Genomic DNA, 15,253 nt, shown 5'->3' with positions numbered 1-15,253 from the left:
CACCCCCCAGTCCTAACGCTGGGGGCGTTCGTGACCCGGAATCTTAACACTGTTACTCGGGTAGAGTGGCGTATGGCAGACGACACGCCGGCGTACGACTTCAAGGACCGAGACGTCTACATCCTCCGCGAACTCGCGGAAGACCCCAGCATCTCCTCACGGGACCTCGCGGAGGTACTCGAAGCGGAGTACGGCATCGACGTCTCCTACGTCACCGTCAACGAGTCCATCCGGAAGATGCGCGAGGCCGGCGTGTTCCGCGAGGCCATCATGCCCAACGAGGAGTACTTCGTGTTCGAACTGTTCGAGTTCAAGTTCAACCCCGAGTACTTCGCGGAGACGTGGCGGGAGACGATGGAACACATCCGCGACAGCGAGCACACGCTCATGTACTTCCTGTCGGACGGCGAGTACCAGTGGAAGTCCATCATGCTGTTTCCCCACCGCGAGGACGGCGAGCGCTGGCTCCACGAGTTCTACAAGAACCACGGCAAGGCAGTGCTGAACGTCCGCACGAGCGTGATGACGAACGTCTTGGAGTTCGGTGCCAGCCCCGACCTCTTCGATAGCCTCGACGTCGCCGAGGAGCGGCGACTTTGATTTCGCCGGGCGGAGTGGCGCTCTAACGCGCCGACTGGAACGGCGATGCGGGTGCCGACGGCTGCTCCCTACTCCTCGGCGGGCAGCGAGCCGTGTTCGTCCTCGAAGCGGTCGATGAGGGCCGTCTTGTCGAACTTCCCGGTCGTCGTCTTGGGCACCTTGTCGACGAACTCGAACCGGTCGGGGAGCCACCACTTCGGGAACTCTTCGAGGAGGTGCTCGCGGAGGTCGTCCACGGTCGCGTCGTCGACGACGACGTACGCGACGGGCCGTTCCTGCCATTTCTCGTGGGGGACGCCGATGACGGTGGCCTCCTCGACGCGGTCGTGGCCGATGAGCGCGTTCTCCAGTTCGATACTGGATATCCACTCACCGCCGCTCTTGATGACGTGGTCGAGGCGGTCGACGATGTCGAGGTAGCCGTACTCGTCGACGGTCGCCACGTCGCGGCTCCGGAACCAGCCGTCGTCGGTGAACGACGACGCCGTCGCCTCGGGCCGCTCGTAGTACTCGCCGGCCAGCCACGGCGCTCGGGCTTGGAGTTCGCCCGAGGATTCGCCGTCGTGGGGCACGGGCTCGCCGTCCTCGTCGCGCAGTCGAATCTGGACACCCGGCGCGGGCACGCCCGCCTTCATGCGGAGGCGGTCCTGTTTCTCCTCGGGGAGCTGTTGGACCTCCGTCGTCATCAGCGTGTTGGCGAGGTGTGGCGACGCCTCCGTCATCCCGTACCCCTGCCCTATCGGCGCGCCGTAGACCTCGTCGAACTTCCGGATGAGCGACGCCGGCGGCGAACTCCCCCCGATGAGTACGTCGGTCAGCGTCGCCAGCGCGTCCGGACCGAGGTCGTCGGACGCCTCGATGATGCGGTCGACCTCCATCCAGACGGTCGGTACCGCCGCGGCGACGGTGACGGCCTCCTCGCGGACGATATCGAGGAGTTCTGCCGGGTCGGTGCGCTGTCCCGGGAGCACGATTTTCGCGCCCGTGAACGTCGTCGTGTACGGGAGCCCCCAGCCGTTGACGTGGAACATCGGGACCACCGGCATCACGGTGTCGGTCTCGCTGATGCCGAAGACGTCGACGTGGCTGTGCATCAGCGTGTGCAGGAACTGGCCGCGGTGGGTGTACTGGACGCCCTTGGGCAGCCCGGTCGTCCCCGACGTGTAACAGAGCGCGCTCTCGGTCTCCTCGTCGATGTCCGGCCAGTCGTAGTCGGTGTCGTAGCCCGCGATGAACGACTCGTAGTCCGTGACCGGTTCCAGCGACGTCTCCGGCACGTCGTCGGCGTCGCCCAAGACGACGTACTGTTCGACGGTATCGAGGTCGTCCGCCACGGGTTCCAGCGTCTCGACGAACTGCGGGTCCACGAACATCAGCCGGTCGGCGGCCTCGGTGACGATTTCGGTGAGGTGGTGTTCGGGGAGCCGGTGGTTCACCATGTGGATGCTGCGCGCGCTACAGGACGGGCCGAAGTACAGTTCGAAGTGGCGGAAGTGATTGACCGCCATCACGCCCGCGCGGTCGCCCGGCTCCATGCCGAAGTCGTCGAGGGCGTGTGCGAGCTGGCTGATGCGCTCGTAGGCATCGCCGTACGTGTAGCGGTGTGTGGTGCCGTCCGGGAGCGCGGTGACTATCTCCTTGTGGTCGAAGAGGTCGCGGGCACGCTCTAAGAACGTCGTGATGGTGAGGTCGTAGTCCATTGTCATGGTGTGTCACTCTTTGGCACGAATCGGTAAAACACCCTGTCTCCGTCCGCCGGTCCGTCGATGTCCACGACCTGCAGGGTGACGGGGTCGCCGATAGCGAGGTCGTCGTACTCGACGCCGTCGATGCGCGCCGACAGCCGGATGTCGACGCCGTCGAGGGACACGACCCCCGTGACGAAGGGCACGTCGTCGGCCATCCCGAGCGGGCCGGTGCCCCGCACCGCCGCGAACGCGAACAGCGTGCCGTCGTGGGGCAGCGAGACGTATTCGAGGTCGTCGCTGGTACACTCGGGACACACGACGCGGGGGGGGAAGTGGCACTCGCCGCAGTCCCGGCACTCGGTCGTGGACAGCGACCCGTCGCGGAGTCGGTCGTAGAACTCGTGGATGCGCGTGTGCTCGGCGTCCTGCAGGTCGTAGAAGTCCAGCAGCCGCGGCATCTCGACGGTTTCGGGCACCGAGACCGTCTTGCGGGGCGGCCCGCCGTCGCTGTCGTCGGTCATGGCGGGTCCCTCCCGAGCGTCATCACGCTGTGTACGCTCCCGCTGCCGCTGAGGTTGTGGATGAGGCCCGTCTCCGGGCTGTCGGGCACTTGACGGGCCGACTCGACCTCGCCGGCGAACTGCTTGTACACTTCAAGCGCCTGTGAGACACCGGTCGCGCCCAGCGGGTGCCCGCAGCCGAGCAGTCCCCCGCGGGGGTTCACCGCGATGTCGCCGTCGAGTTCGCCGCGGCCGTCGGCGGCGAACTGGCCGCCCTCGCCTTTCTCCACCCAGCCGAGGTCCTCGTACTCGATTATCTCGCTGATGGAGAAGCAGTCGTGGATTTCGGCGACATCCAGTTCCGCCACGGGGTCGTCGATGCCCGCTTGGTCGTAGGCCGACTCGGCGGCGACGGTTGCCTGAGGCCACGCCGACATCGACGGGAGGTTGTTGATGGAGTTGCTCGCCATGCAGGACTGGCCGCTCCCGGTGACGTACGCCGCGGTGTCGGTGACCTCGCGCGCCTTCTCCTCGCTGAGCAACAGGAGGCCGGCGGCCCCGTCGGTGATGCCGCTGCAGTCGAGCAGACACAGCGGCGGCGCGACCGGGTACGACTCCAGTACGTCGTCGACGCTGACTTCCTGCTGGAACTGCGCGTAGGGATTGTTCGCGGCGTGGCGCTTGTTCTTCGCGCTCACCGTGGCGAGCTGTTCCCGCGTCGTGCCGTACTCGTGCATGTGTCGCTGTGCGAACATCGAGAAGAACGACGGCGCGTTCAGGCCGTTCACGCCGTCGAACTCGCGGTCGAGTACGTTCGTCATGCCCGACTGCGTCTCCTGCATGTACTCGTCGCCGAGGTTCATCTTCTCGACGCCGAGGACGAGCGCCACGTCGAGTTGTCCGCTTGCGATGGCGAGCCACGCGTACCGCAGCGCCGCCTGCCCGCTGGCACACGCCAGTTCGGTCCGCGAGACCATCTCCGTCACCTCGATACCGAGCAGTTCCGCCGCCAGCGGCGCGACGTGGCTCTGGAAGGCGAACCGCTCGGGCTGTACCGCGCCGACGAACAGGCCCTCAACGTCGTCGGGCGTGACGCCGTCCACGTCGTCGAAGGCGGCCTTGCCGGCCTCCTGTGCGAGGTCTTTCCACGTCGCCTCGCGTTTCCCCCAGTCGGCGTGACCGCCGCCGACGATTGCGGCTGTTCCAGTCATCACTCGAACTCCGGTTCGCGGTCGTCTCTGAACGCCGTCACGCCCTCGACCATGTCGTCGGTGGTCGTGAGCAGCGCGAAGCCCTGACTCTCGGTGTCGAGCCCCGTGTCGAGGCTGGCGTCCTGTCCGTCGTCGATGACGCGCTTTGCGACTTTCAGCGCGGTCTTCGGGCCGTCCGCGAGGTCGTCGACGAACGCTGCGACCGTCTCCTCGAACTCCGATTCGGGGACGGCACGGTTCACGAGCCCCCAGTCCGCGGCGCGCTCGGCGGAGATGCGCTCGCCGCGGAAGACGAGTTCCTTCGCGCGGCCCTCGCCGACGATGCGCGTGAGTCGCTGGGTGCCGCCGCCGCCCGGAATCAGGCCGAGGTTGATCTCCGGAGAGCCGAACACGGACCCCTCGGTGGCGACCCGGAGGTCACAGGCGAGCGCGATTTCGAAGCCGGCACCGAGACAGAAGCCGTCGATGCGGGCCACCGTAGGGCGCTCGAACTCGTCGATGGTGCGGATGGCCTCGTCGACGTCCATCAGTTCGGTCGGCGACGAGGTCATGAACCCCGTGATGTCCGCGCCGGAACTGAACGCGTCGTCGCCGGCTCCCGAGAAGACGACGCAGGCGACCTCGTCGGTGTCGGCGTTGGCCAGCGCCCGCTCGACCTCGCCGAACATCGTCTCGGAGAACGCGTTCAGGCGCTCCGGTCGGTCGAACTCGATTTCGAGGACGCCGCGATCGTCGACGTTCCTGTTGATGTACTGGTAGGGACCGTCGCCGCGGTAGTCGTGGAACCCCTCGCCGGCGTCGACGCCCGTCCGGCCGTCGTCGACGAGTTCGACGAGGTAGTCCGCGGGCGCGAACCGCTCGGCCCCGGTCGCCTCGTGCAGCGTCTCCAGTTTGTCGAGGACGGCGTCGAGACCGAGTTGGTCGCCGAGTCGGCAGACGCCCTCGGGGAAGCGAGCGCCCAGCCTGCTCCCGAGGTCGACGTCGTCCGGGGTGGCGACGCCCTCGCCGACGAGGCGCGCGGCCTCGTTGACCATCCGAGCCTCCACGCGCAGCGTGTCGAATCCATCTCCGTCACCGGGTTCGTAGTCGGGGCCGTCGGCCTCCCAGTCGTAGAACCCGCGGCCGCTCTTCTTCCCGAGGTCGTCGGCCTCGACCTTCTCGGCGATGGTCGGCGGGGAGTCGAGGTCAGTGTCGGCCCGGAAGTGGTACGCGATGTCGATGCCGGTGTAGTCGGCGAGTTCGAACGGCCCCATCGGGTAGCCGCGGCCGTACACCATCGCGGCGTCGGCCTGCCGGATATCGGCGTCGCCGTCCGCGAGCATCCACGCGCCCTCCTCGATGAACGGTAGCATGACGTTGTTGACGATGAAGCCGTGAACGTCGCGCTTGACGTCGATTGCGCGTTTCCCGAGGTCGTCGACGAACGCATGGACCGTTTCGAGCGTCTCGTCGCTGGTCCGCTCCCCGTGGACGACCTCGACGAGGTCCATCTTCACCGGAGGGTTGAAGAAGTGCGTGCCGACGACGCGTTCGGGTCGGTCCGTCGCCGCGCCGATTTCGGTGATACTCAGACCGGAGGTGTTCGACGCCAAGATGGCGTGGGCGGGCGCATGCTCGTCGACCTCCGCGAACGTCTCGCGCTTGAGGTCCAAGTCCTCGGGGACGGCCTCGACGACGAGGTCCGCGTCGGCGACGGCGGCCGCGAGGTCGGTCTCGCCCGACAGGCGGGCGCGGACCTCGTCCGCGGACTCGTCGAGTTTGCCCTTCTCCTCGAGTTTGCCGAGGCTCCACTCCACTTGGTCGAGGCCCTCCTCGACGAGCGACGCCTCGATGTCCCGCACCACCACGTCGCGGCCCGCGATAGCGGCGAGTTCGGCGATGCCGTGGCCCATGCTCCCCGCACCGAGCACGGTCACGTTCTCTATGTCACGTTCTACCATCGTTTGATAACAAGTTAATCATTCTATTTAAACTATCGGTTACGCTGTTTTGATATACGCAGTATTTTCTTAACTATCTATTTCGGTCGGCGTCGAGCGGGCCGTGGGTCGCCGAGGGGCACGGCGGTGCGCGGGCTACAGGTCGATGGGGAACTGGAAGTCCGCGGCCTGCTCGGTCTGGGGGTAGACGAGGCGCTGCTGGCCGTTCCACCACTGCGCGCTCGCCGCGGCGAGTTGGCCCTGTTCGGGCATCCCGTACTGGTCGAAGCCGAAGTCGCCGATGACCGTGTTGAACGTCGTCTCGTCGAGCGCCGACCGCACGCTCTCGGGGGTCGCGTCGTCGGCGGCCGCCAGCGCCTGCTCGGTGGTCTGGGCGAGGTTGTAGCCGACACCGACCATCACCCGCGGCGTCTCGCCGTCGTTTCGCTCCGCCCACGTGTTCAGGAACGCCTCGTTGCCGTTCCCGGTCATGCCGGGCGCCCAGCCCGGGCACATCGTGACGTAGTTACCCTGCTCGCCGAGCGCCGACCACCACGCCTGCGGGTCCGACGCGCGCACGAACTCGATGAACTCCGGCATGTACTCGGAGTTGTTCAGTTGGTTCATCGCGGTGATGCCGTCGGGTGGCTGCGGGCACGCGACCAGCGCCTCGACGTCCGCGTTGGCGGTCCGCGAGATGAGCGTCGAGAAGTCCTGACTGCCGGGGTTGTACGTCTCCCGCAGGGCGATGTCGTAGCCGGCCTCCGAGAGCTTCGTCTCCCACGCTTCGGCCATCTCGGCCCCCCACCCGGAGTTCTCTTCCCAGATGCCGACTGCCTGCGGCCGGTCGGACTCGGGAATCAGTTCGAGCATCCCGGTGGTCGCCCGGGTCACGTCCCGCGTCTTCGGGAACGGCGTGTAGGTCCACTCCTTGTTCTCGGAGACGAGCGGCTCCTCGTAGCAGGTCGCGACGGCGAGGAAGGGCAGACCCTCGTTTTCGGCGTACGCGGAGCCGGCCATGACGAGCAGGCTGGAGAAGCTCCCCCAGATCATGTCCACGTCGTTGTTGCTCGTGACCTCCTGAAGCTGCTGGCGGAGGACGGTCGGGTCGCTCTCGTCGTCCCGCGCGATGAGTTCGACCTCGCGGTCGACGTTGTCGCGCTCGTTGAGCAGTTCGACGCCGAGTTCGTAGCCGGCGAGCATCTCCTTGCCGACGGAGGACAGCCGTCCCGTCTCCGGGACGCCCGCCGCGATGGTGACGGTGTCGGACCCACCGCCGCCGCTGAAGGCGGTGCAGCCGGCGAGTCCACTGAGACCGAGAGCGCTCGTGACGCCGGCAGCTTTCAGATACGACCGCCGACTTCGGCTACTGTCAAATGTACCCATGACCCACATCTATACGAATACGATGTTAAGCTTTTCTGTTTCTAATGGTTTTATTGTGAGTTTAGATAGTTGCTTACGCTACCACAATAAGGTAAGTCGCGGAGATACACGACTTACTCGGGGCAGTCGAATCGAGAGACGCCGCCGGTACTCTCGGCCGTCGGTCGGGTGTCACGAAACCGGTTCGGTAGTCACGGACTACTCGCCTCGAACCGTGGGACTGGGGCCGCGACACTCCGAGATGGCGGGCCGCGGAGGGTTGGGACGAGTGCCGAGGGCCGGAATCGGGGGTCGCCGTACTGGCTGGGGCCGACCGGGGGGACCAAATCCCACGGCGACCGCTTCGGTCGTCGCGTCAGTTCTTCGCAGAACCGCGGGCACCGGCGGCGCGTCGCGGACATCGTCGACGGTGCCATCTAACCCTCTTGTCGGACGTGAGGCGGTCGAATTCGAGATTTGAATCCGAGTGCGAGACTCACTTCGTTCGTCTCGCGTGGTTCAAAGCATCAGATGGCGAATGTGCGGCTCGCGAGTTGGTCGCCGCAAAATTCTACGGGCGCTGAGGGATTTGAACCACGCGAACACCTCGCTCCGCTCGGCGTTCTCTACTTCAAATCCCATAGCCGACGCTCTCAGCGCTCACTGTCGTTCGCGCAGAAGTCACGGGCGCTGAGGGATTTGAACCCCCGACGGTTTGGTCCGAAGCCAAGCACTCTGTCCAGGCTGAGCTAAGCGCCCCGTACAACTCACTCGCCGGTGGTCCATTGTAAACCAACCGGTTCGGGGCGAACGCCACAGCGCGCCGTCAAACGGCCGACCGACCGCGTCCCGTTGCAATTTTCACCCGCCACAGAAAAGAATATATGTCTGTCAGAAGTAGCCGTAGCCACGCTTCGATACAGCGGTGGTGGGTCACCGTCGGAGTGGAGTGGGTAACACGGGTCATGTACGAGCTAGGACGACATCTCGACGACACGACCGTCGAACCGGGGACGAACATCTTGGTAGTCGGACCGCCGCTGACGGGGAAACGGCGGCTCGCGATGAAGACGCTGGCCGCGGGGTCGAACGCGGGCGAAGGGGCGATAGTCGTGACCGCGCGCGACAGCGCCGACCGGGTGTTGCGCGACTACCGGTCGCTGCTGACGGCACCCGAACCGGGACCGGTCGGCGTCGTCGACGCGGTCACGAGACACACCGGGAAGTCCGTCGAGGACACCGACGAGGTCAAGTTCACCGCGTCGCCGACGGACATGACCGGCATCGGCATCAAGTTCGCCGAGTTCATCGAGTCGTTCTACGCGGGGCGGGAGATAGAGCGCAACCGCGTCCTCGTCGACTCGCTGTCGACGCTACTGATGTACGCCAACCTCCAGACGGTGTTCCGGTTCATGCACGTGTTCACTTCGCGGGTCGAGAACGCCGACGCGCTGGGGGTCTACACCATGGAGGGGACGGCCCACGACGAGGAGACGACGAACACGCTGAAACAGCTGTTCGACGGCGTCATCGAAGTCGAGAGCGCGGACGAGCGTTCCGTCGACGTCCACGGACCCACGGGGCCGGTACAGCCGTAGTCAGGCCGTTTCGCCGTCAGAATCGGACGTGTCCGACTCGGCGTCGTCGATGAGCGCCTCGGTCGTCACCGTCTCGGGGTCGATGCCACGGTCCTCCGCGAGAGCCGTGACGAGCGCCCGCTGCTGGGCCAGTTCGCGTTCGAGGTCCGCGACGCGGTCGTTCGTCTCCTCGACGGTCCCGCGGAGGTCCTGTACCTGCGTCTTCACCTCGTTGACCTTCGTGTAGAGGTCGTCGGCGAGGTCGGCGACTTTCTGGAGCTTCTTCGCGGTGGAGCCAAGTCCCATGGGCGGCCGTACGGCGACGGGGGGTTTCGTCGTTTCGCTCGAACGTCGGCGTTAAGACCACGCCGGCCACAGGCCCGGTATGGACGACTTGCGGCTCGCGCCCGCCGTCGGTATCGCCGGCTGTGTGCTGTACCTGCTCGCGCTCGCGGTCCCGTATCTCGTGGTCGAGACGCCGGGTGCCGCCGGGGCGTACTACGACGCGGGGGCGGTGACGCCGCTCGTCGCCGCGGCCGTCGCGCTCGTGACGGTCATCGTGTTGGCGGCGGGTCGGGAGGGGCGGTCCGACCCCGCTATCGCCGCCGGCGCGAGCATCGTCTCGGGCCTGTTCGTGGTCGGCCTGACGCTGCTGTGGGCGGCGACGGTCCCGACGAGTCTGGTACTGGGGCTGACGACGTCGACGGTCATCGAGTACCACCGGTGGGTCGCCGTCCTCGTCGCAGCGCCGATTCCGCTGGGCGCAGCGTGGTTCGCACGCGCGTTGAAATTACTGTGAGCGGTGCCGTAAGCGGGAGACCCCGCCGCAGTCCCGTGGTGTATCCGAAAGGCCCTTATGGGGCGGCGGCGGATTTCACGATGGACTAGGTCGGGGGGTTTGGCCCCCCTCACCACCCGCAGTACGGTCATCAGCGGGGACCGAAGCCCGGGGGCGTCCGGTCCGACGGACGTGGACCCCGTGAGCCAACGTGGAAGCCTCGTCCCGCGGGGACGGCGGTCCACGCGGTCGCACCTGCAGGGGCGCGCTCGCGTGGTTAAACGATGGCAGCCCGTCAGGCACGGAAGTGAGCAGCGGACCATCGAACACCCGTCGCTCGTGGGGTCGCGGGGTGGAGGAGGCAAACGGGATTACCCACGCCCGAACGCCGGGCAATCCCGGGGTCCACCCTATTCATACGGCATCGGACTCGACAGCGGTGGCACCGTCCGGCCGTCGGTCGCGGTCCGTGCAGTCGCTCCCGCACGGTCCGCGCAGTCGCGGTCCGGACACTTTCCCCAGACACAGTCCGCGTAGCCGTCAGTCCGTGTGACCGGGCGAGCGGTTGCCGGCGTCGGCCGACGCCGCCGTCGGGTCGTCGGTGCCAACGTACTCGGTGACGAGAATCCACCCGCGGGAGGTCAACCCGACCTCGCCGTCGGTCACTTCGACGAGGCTCCGCGCGCGGAGCGCCCGCAGAACCGCCTCGGTCGAGACCGACGGCTCGGTGAGGCGCGCGCTCAGGTCGGCGCTGCCCTGCCGGGAGTAGAGTCGGACCAGCGTCCGGACGCAGGGCGGAGCGACGTCGAGGTCCCGAATCGACCGACGGACGTCGGCGTACCGCCGCTGGAGGTGCCGGCCCAGCAGGTGCTGGCGTCGCGGCGGGTTCAGCGCCATGTCCAGCGAGACGGCGATGCCGTGTTTGACGTACTGGATGTGGATGACCGACTGCCGGTCGCCGAGCAGTTCCTCTGTCGAGCGCGTGAACTCGACGACGGTCTCTAAGTCTATCTCGAACGCGGTCGAGATACCGGTACAGCCGACGCGGTCCGGGACCACGTGGAGGGTCCCGATGTCGAACGTGGCGTCGGTGACGCGGCCGCCTATCTCCGCCGGGTGTCGGACCGCGACCTCCCGGCCGTCGAGGAGGCGGCGGTACAGGAGACCACAGAGGGTCTCCAGCGTGTCGTCGTCGGTGTCGACGAACAGGACGCGGCGGCGGCCGTCGCGCCCGAACCCGACGGTGAGGACGGTCCCGCCGAGCCGACCGCGGGCGGCCTGTGGCGACGGTCCCACCCGAGCGTCGAAGACGTTGGAGAGTGCGATGGCCCCGTCGACGCCGCCGCCGGTCACCGAGAGCGTGTCCGCCGCCAGCGAGAGGGTGGTCTCGACGGGGTCCTCGCCGAAGGCGTGACAGAGAGCGGTGACGGGTACTTCGAGGTCAGTCGCCACTGTGACACCCCTCGCCCCCGGAGCCCGTGAGCGGCCCGGCGAAAGCACCGGGCCACGGCCAACCGCGTCGGTTTCCTGCCATATCGGTCGCGTGTGCTACCCGGTGATAATTACGTCTGGTTGATAATACTACCCTCCCGGTTTTCAGGTTCTGAAACGCCGGACAGCGGCGACGCCGAGAACGCGTACCGTCGGGTCAGTCGTCGGCCGGTTCGACGATGCCCTCGACGTTCGACAGTTCCAGCCCGCCGCCGATGGTCCGGTTCGGGTACGGGATGTCGACGCCCGCCTCGTCGAAGCGCTCCTTGACCGCGGTGACGTACTCGCCGCGAGTCTTGACGAAGTCCGCGCGGCTGGGGTTTGCGATCCAGATGCGGGACTGCAGTCCCACCGAGGAGTCGCCCAGTTCCGTCAGCCGGACCGAGGGCGCGGGGTCGTCGAGGATGTCGGGATGGGCCTCGGCCTCCTCGACGATTATCTCGGTCGCCTGCTCGATGTCGTCGTCGTAGCCGATGCCGAAGAGGAACTTCAGTCGGAGCTGGTCTTTCGCCACGGGGTTCTTGATGACGCCGTCGGTGAGCTGGGAGTTCGGGACGGTGAGGAGTTCGTTGTCGAAGGTGCGGACCCGCGTGACCCGGAGGCTGATGTCCTCGACGACGCCGGCGTTGCCGTCCCACTCTATCCAGTCGCCGATGCGGAACGGCTTGTCGGTGAAGATGAACAGGCCGGCGACGAAGTTCTGCAACACGTCCTGCATGGCGAAGCCGATGGCGAGCGTCGCGGCGGCGGCGACGGTGGCGAGCGACTGGAGGAAGTCGCCGTAGCCGGCCATCCCGAACGCCACGGCGATGCCGACGAAGACGACGAGGATACTCGTCAGCTTCCGCAGCGGCGTGCGGGCGTGGGCGTCGAGGTCGCGGCGCTTGAGAAAGCGGTTGACGACGGGGACGACGAACGCGCGCCCGACGGCGAAGATGACGGCGAAGACGACGAGAAACGTCACCGCCGACCCGATGGCGTCGGCGTAGGGGATGCCGGCGTTAGCGAGGGTCCGAGCCAGCGGCGTCCCGGCCGTCTGGAGCATCATCGTTCGAACACCGCCGTGTGGCCGCGGACCTGCGCCACGTCGGCATCGACCGCGTCGGCGAGGTCGGCGGCCAGTTCCTCGCTCGTCGTCCCGCCGCGGGCCGCCCGGAGGAACTTCGCTTTCACGAACTGCCGGTCGTCGAGTTGCGAGTCGAGTTCGTCGGCGACGGCGTCGATGCCGCCCTTCCCGACGCGGAGCGTCGCGTCGAGGTCGTGGATGCGCTGCCGGCGAGAGTTTTCCGTCATGTACGCCTACTGGGCATCGTCGACCTTAAATCCCCGATTCGTAAAGAAATCTCAGTCGTAGGGGTACCGCGCCTGTGTCCCGCAGTCACACGTCACGACGACGTGGCCCGAGCGCGTCCTGACGTGGGCGTTGCGGCCGGGGACGAGGAAGGCGTCACAGCTGTCGCAGGTGAACCGCTTGAACTCCCGGGGGAGTGAGAGGCGATGGCGCTCGGCCACGCGGCGGGCACGGGCGACGTACTCGCGGGCGCGGTCCTCGCGGCCGGCCAGCACGGCCTCGCGGGCCAACGACTGGAGCCGGTCGATGCGCTCGCGGGCGATAGCCGCCTCGTCTGCCATGGCCGTCCCTCCGGCGGGGCCGCGAAAATGCCTTCCGGAGTGGTCCGGTAGGAATTTCACCCCCGCCGTCGAGCGTCGCGGTGTGCGCGTCCTGCACTACCTCGAACTGGAAGACCGCCTCGACCGGTCTGGCATCGGCACGTCGGTCGACCACCAGCGGACGGCACTCGCCGGGACCGACGTGGACGTGCTGACCACGCCGTGGACGGACGGCCACCCGGCGTGGGCGCTGGCCGGCAACGCCGCGCTCGACGACCCGGTCTTCCGCGAGTTCGACGTGGCCCACTGTAACATGATCGGCCCGGGGTCGGCCGCCGTCGCCCGGCACGCCCGTCGCAACGACGTGCCGCTGGTGTTGCACGCCCACGTCACGCGCGAGGACTTCCGGGACAGTTTCAGGGGGTCGAACCTCGTCGCGCCGGCGCTGGGCCGGTATCTCAAGTGGTTCTACTCGCAGGCCGACCTCGTGCTCTGTCCCTCCGAGTACACCAAGGGCGTCCTCGAATCGTACCCGGTCGACGCGCCGATTCGGCCGGTGACCAACGGCGTCGACATCGACGCCTTGGAGGGGTTCGAGGAGTTCCGCGGGGAGACGCGGGAGCGCTACGACCTCGACGGGATGGTCGTCTTCGCCGTCGGCAACGTCTTCGAGCGCAAGGGGCTGACGACCTTCTGTGAACTCGCCGAGGCGACAGACTACGAGTTCGCGTGGTTCGGGCCCTACGACGACGGACCACAGGCCTCGGCGGCCGTCAAGCGCTGGACGAGCGAGCCGCCCGAGAACGTCACGTTCACCGGCTGGGTCGACGACATCCGGTCGGCGTTCGGGGCCGGCGACGTCTACCTGTTCCCGACGAAAAACGAGAATCAGGGCATCGCCGTCCTCGAAGCGATGGCCTGCGGGAAGGCCGTCGTCCTCTCGGACATCCCGGTCTTCCGGGAGTACTACGAGGACGGCTACGACTGCCTCATCTGCGACGGGCCCGCGGAATTTCGCGCGGCACTGGAGCGGCTGGCCGCGAACCCCGACCTCCGCGACCGTCTCGGCACGAACGCCCGCGAGACCGCCCGCGAACACGGGCTGGACTGCGTGGCCGACCGACTGGTCGAGACGTACGAGGAACTGGCGTAGTCAGGTCGCGGCCGAGTCGGGGTCGACCGCGGGCGCGCGACGCCACACGAGCGCGACCAGCAGCGCGCCGAGCAGGACACAACCCCCAGCGACGCCGAACGCGAGGCCGAACCCGGTCTCGCCGAGATACCCCCCAAGAACCGACCCGACGCCGTTGGCGACGCCCGAAAGCGCCGTGTAGATGCCGAGCGCCTCTCCCCGGATATCCGGCGGAGAGAGCGCCGTGACGATGCTCGCGGCGGTGACGGCGACGACGGCCCACGCGACGCCAATGAGCAGGAAAACCAGCCCGTTGACCGCGAGTGCGGCGACGCCAGCGAGGGTCGCGCCGACGACGGCGACCGCCGGATGCAGGACCGAGCGGGCGAGGAGCCCGGCCGTCTGGACGGCGGTGGCGTCGCGGTCGGCGGCCAGCCGACCGACCCGGCCGTAGAACAGCGCCGAGCCGAGACTGGAGACGAAGTACAGCGCGAAGACGGTCCCGGAGTCGTAGGCGAGCGTCCGGGAGAGGTACAGCGGGAGCGGCCCCCAGAAGACGCCGAAGCCGACGAAGACGGCGACGACGCCGAGGAAGTACAGCGACAGCGCGGGCGTGAACCGCGCGGCGACGCGGCGGGGGTGAAACGAGCGCGTGAGCCAGTAGAGCCGGCCCGGGCCGACCGGGAACGTCGCACTCCGGACGGGGAGCCGCCGCGAGCGAGCGATAGCCCGGGCGATACGGCTCGGGCGCGGCCCCGCGGCGGTGTCTGGGTCCGGGTCCGCGGGGAGCCACACCGCGGCCAGCAGGCCCGCTAACCCCGCCGTGCCGGCACAGAGCCACAGGAGCGTCCGCTGTGCGAACACCGGGCCGAGCGGCCCGGAGAGCGCACCCGTCCACGCCAGCCCGAGGACGAGACCGCCGGCCCACCCCCACCCCTGATAACGGTTGAGGTCGGCGAAGCGGCCCGGCCAGTCGCGCTCGTGGTGGCCGACGGTCACGAGCAGCGTCAGGACGGGCGCGACGGCCCCGGCGGCGAACCAGAGGACGCCGTTGGCGAGGACGACGAGCGCCTCGTCGCGGGTCAGCGAGACGAGCGCGACCGCGGCGGCCGCGAGCGCGAGGGCGACGAGCACGAGCGAGCGGCGCTTGCCGGTCCGGTCGGCGACGCGGCCGAACAGGAGCGCCCCCGGTGCGCCGGCCGCGGCGGCGACACCCGCCAGCACGCCGAGCATGAGCGTCGACCCGCCGATGGCGACGAAGTACAGCGGGACGAGCAGCGACGCCGCCCCGAGCGCGATAGAGCCGACGGCCCACGCGTACAGCCAGCGGTCGTCGGGCATTGACGGGTCGTCGACGGCGGGGCGGAAAAGCCCACCGCTG

The 15,253-nt window shown here is 67.9% G+C and carries 15 protein-coding genes, 1 tRNA gene and 1 other RNA gene; 5 read left to right on the top strand and 12 right to left on the bottom strand.

Annotation, left to right across the window (positions count from 1 at the left end; all coding sequences use genetic code 11):
• Window positions 1-72 precede the first annotated feature (72 nt).
• Window positions 73-600 (top strand): winged helix-turn-helix domain-containing protein, encoded by a 528-nt coding sequence (locus ACV7JO_RS04655; RefSeq protein WP_470355179.1) that lies wholly within the window; start codon window positions 73-75, stop codon window positions 598-600.
• Window positions 601-668: 68 nt separating this feature from the next.
• Here the strand turns inward: ACV7JO_RS04655 and ACV7JO_RS04650 are convergent, their stop codons facing one another.
• The 6 genes from ACV7JO_RS04650 to ACV7JO_RS04625 all read right to left on the bottom strand — a co-directional run bounded on the left by ACV7JO_RS04650 (window position 669) and on the right by ACV7JO_RS04625 (window position 8,042).
• Complete coding sequence (locus ACV7JO_RS04650) at window positions 669-2,300, bottom strand: long-chain fatty acid--CoA ligase (protein WP_470355751.1); 1,632 nt, start codon at window positions 2,298-2,300, stop codon at window positions 669-671.
• A gap of 2 nt (window positions 2,301-2,302) precedes the next feature.
• Window positions 2,303-2,809, bottom strand: coding sequence for a Zn-ribbon domain-containing OB-fold protein (locus ACV7JO_RS04645; protein WP_470355178.1), 507 nt, complete (start codon window positions 2,807-2,809; stop codon window positions 2,303-2,305).
• Window positions 2,806-3,999 (bottom strand): thiolase C-terminal domain-containing protein, encoded by a 1,194-nt coding sequence (locus ACV7JO_RS04640; protein WP_470355177.1) that lies wholly within the window; start codon window positions 3,997-3,999, stop codon window positions 2,806-2,808. The genes ACV7JO_RS04645 and ACV7JO_RS04640 overlap by 4 nt, the downstream gene beginning before the upstream one ends.
• Window positions 3,999-5,939 (bottom strand): 3-hydroxyacyl-CoA dehydrogenase/enoyl-CoA hydratase family protein, encoded by a 1,941-nt coding sequence (locus ACV7JO_RS04635; RefSeq protein WP_470355176.1) that lies wholly within the window; start codon window positions 5,937-5,939, stop codon window positions 3,999-4,001. The genes ACV7JO_RS04640 and ACV7JO_RS04635 overlap by 1 nt, the downstream gene beginning before the upstream one ends.
• Before the next feature lie 135 nt (window positions 5,940-6,074).
• Entirely contained in the window at window positions 6,075-7,304 is a 1,230-nt protein-coding gene (locus ACV7JO_RS04630; RefSeq protein WP_470355175.1) for an ABC transporter substrate-binding protein, read from the bottom strand.
• A gap of 663 nt (window positions 7,305-7,967) precedes the next feature.
• Window positions 7,968-8,042: transfer RNA gene (locus tag ACV7JO_RS04625), tRNA-Arg, on the bottom strand.
• 206 nt (window positions 8,043-8,248) lie between these two features.
• Here ACV7JO_RS04625 and ACV7JO_RS04620 point away from each other — a divergent pair.
• Window positions 8,249-8,881: an RAD55 family ATPase gene (locus ACV7JO_RS04620; protein WP_470355174.1), complete on the top strand. Its 633-nt coding sequence runs from the start codon at window positions 8,249-8,251 to the stop codon at window positions 8,879-8,881.
• On the opposite strand, the gene ACV7JO_RS04615 is transcribed toward ACV7JO_RS04620, so the two are convergent.
• Complete coding sequence (locus ACV7JO_RS04615; protein ID WP_470355173.1) at window positions 8,882-9,166, bottom strand: DUF5798 family protein; 285 nt, start codon at window positions 9,164-9,166, stop codon at window positions 8,882-8,884.
• A 79-nt stretch (window positions 9,167-9,245) separates the two neighbouring features.
• Between ACV7JO_RS04615 and ACV7JO_RS04610 the strand changes: the two genes are divergently transcribed.
• Together ACV7JO_RS04610 and ffs are read left to right on the top strand one after the other, a co-directional pair.
• Complete coding sequence (locus tag ACV7JO_RS04610; protein ID WP_470355172.1) at window positions 9,246-9,659, top strand: DUF7548 family protein; 414 nt, start codon at window positions 9,246-9,248, stop codon at window positions 9,657-9,659.
• A 78-nt stretch (window positions 9,660-9,737) separates the two neighbouring features.
• Window positions 9,738-10,049, top strand: an RNA gene (ffs, locus tag ACV7JO_RS04605) — signal recognition particle sRNA.
• Window positions 10,050-10,178: 129 nt separating this feature from the next.
• On the opposite strand, the gene ACV7JO_RS04600 is transcribed toward ffs, so the two are convergent.
• The 4 genes from ACV7JO_RS04600 to ACV7JO_RS04585 all read right to left on the bottom strand — a co-directional run bounded on the left by ACV7JO_RS04600 (window position 10,179) and on the right by ACV7JO_RS04585 (window position 12,761).
• On the bottom strand, window positions 10,179-11,090 hold the full coding sequence (locus tag ACV7JO_RS04600; protein ID WP_470355171.1) for a CheF family chemotaxis protein: 912 nt from the start codon (window positions 11,088-11,090) through the stop codon (window positions 10,179-10,181).
• 196 nt (window positions 11,091-11,286) lie between these two features.
• Window positions 11,287-12,174 (bottom strand): mechanosensitive ion channel family protein, encoded by an 888-nt coding sequence (locus ACV7JO_RS04595; protein WP_470355750.1) that lies wholly within the window; start codon window positions 12,172-12,174, stop codon window positions 11,287-11,289.
• On the bottom strand, window positions 12,174-12,422 hold the full coding sequence (locus tag ACV7JO_RS04590; RefSeq protein WP_470355170.1) for a YhbY family RNA-binding protein: 249 nt from the start codon (window positions 12,420-12,422) through the stop codon (window positions 12,174-12,176). Before ACV7JO_RS04590 ends, ACV7JO_RS04595 begins: the two co-directional genes overlap by 1 nt.
• 51 nt (window positions 12,423-12,473) lie before the next feature.
• Window positions 12,474-12,761, bottom strand: a complete 288-nt coding sequence (locus tag ACV7JO_RS04585) for a ribonuclease P protein component 4 (RefSeq protein ID WP_470355169.1) — start codon at window positions 12,759-12,761, stop codon at window positions 12,474-12,476.
• 82 nt (window positions 12,762-12,843) lie between these two features.
• Between ACV7JO_RS04585 and ACV7JO_RS04580 the strand changes: the two genes are divergently transcribed.
• Entirely contained in the window at window positions 12,844-13,893 is a 1,050-nt protein-coding gene (locus ACV7JO_RS04580; RefSeq protein WP_470355168.1) for a glycosyltransferase family 4 protein, read from the top strand.
• Here ACV7JO_RS04580 and ACV7JO_RS04575 read toward each other — a convergent pair whose 3' ends face one another.
• Window positions 13,894-15,213 carry an MFS transporter gene (locus ACV7JO_RS04575; protein WP_470355167.1) on the bottom strand — a complete coding sequence of 440 codons (1,320 nt, stop codon included), beginning with the start codon at window positions 15,211-15,213 and terminating at the stop codon, window positions 13,894-13,896. It abuts the gene before it with no gap.
• Between the last annotated feature and the right edge of the window lie 40 nt (window positions 15,214-15,253).

This window comes from Haloarcula sp. MBLA0138, assembly GCF_055632455.1.
This window is presented reverse-complemented; position numbering and strand designations above follow the sequence as displayed.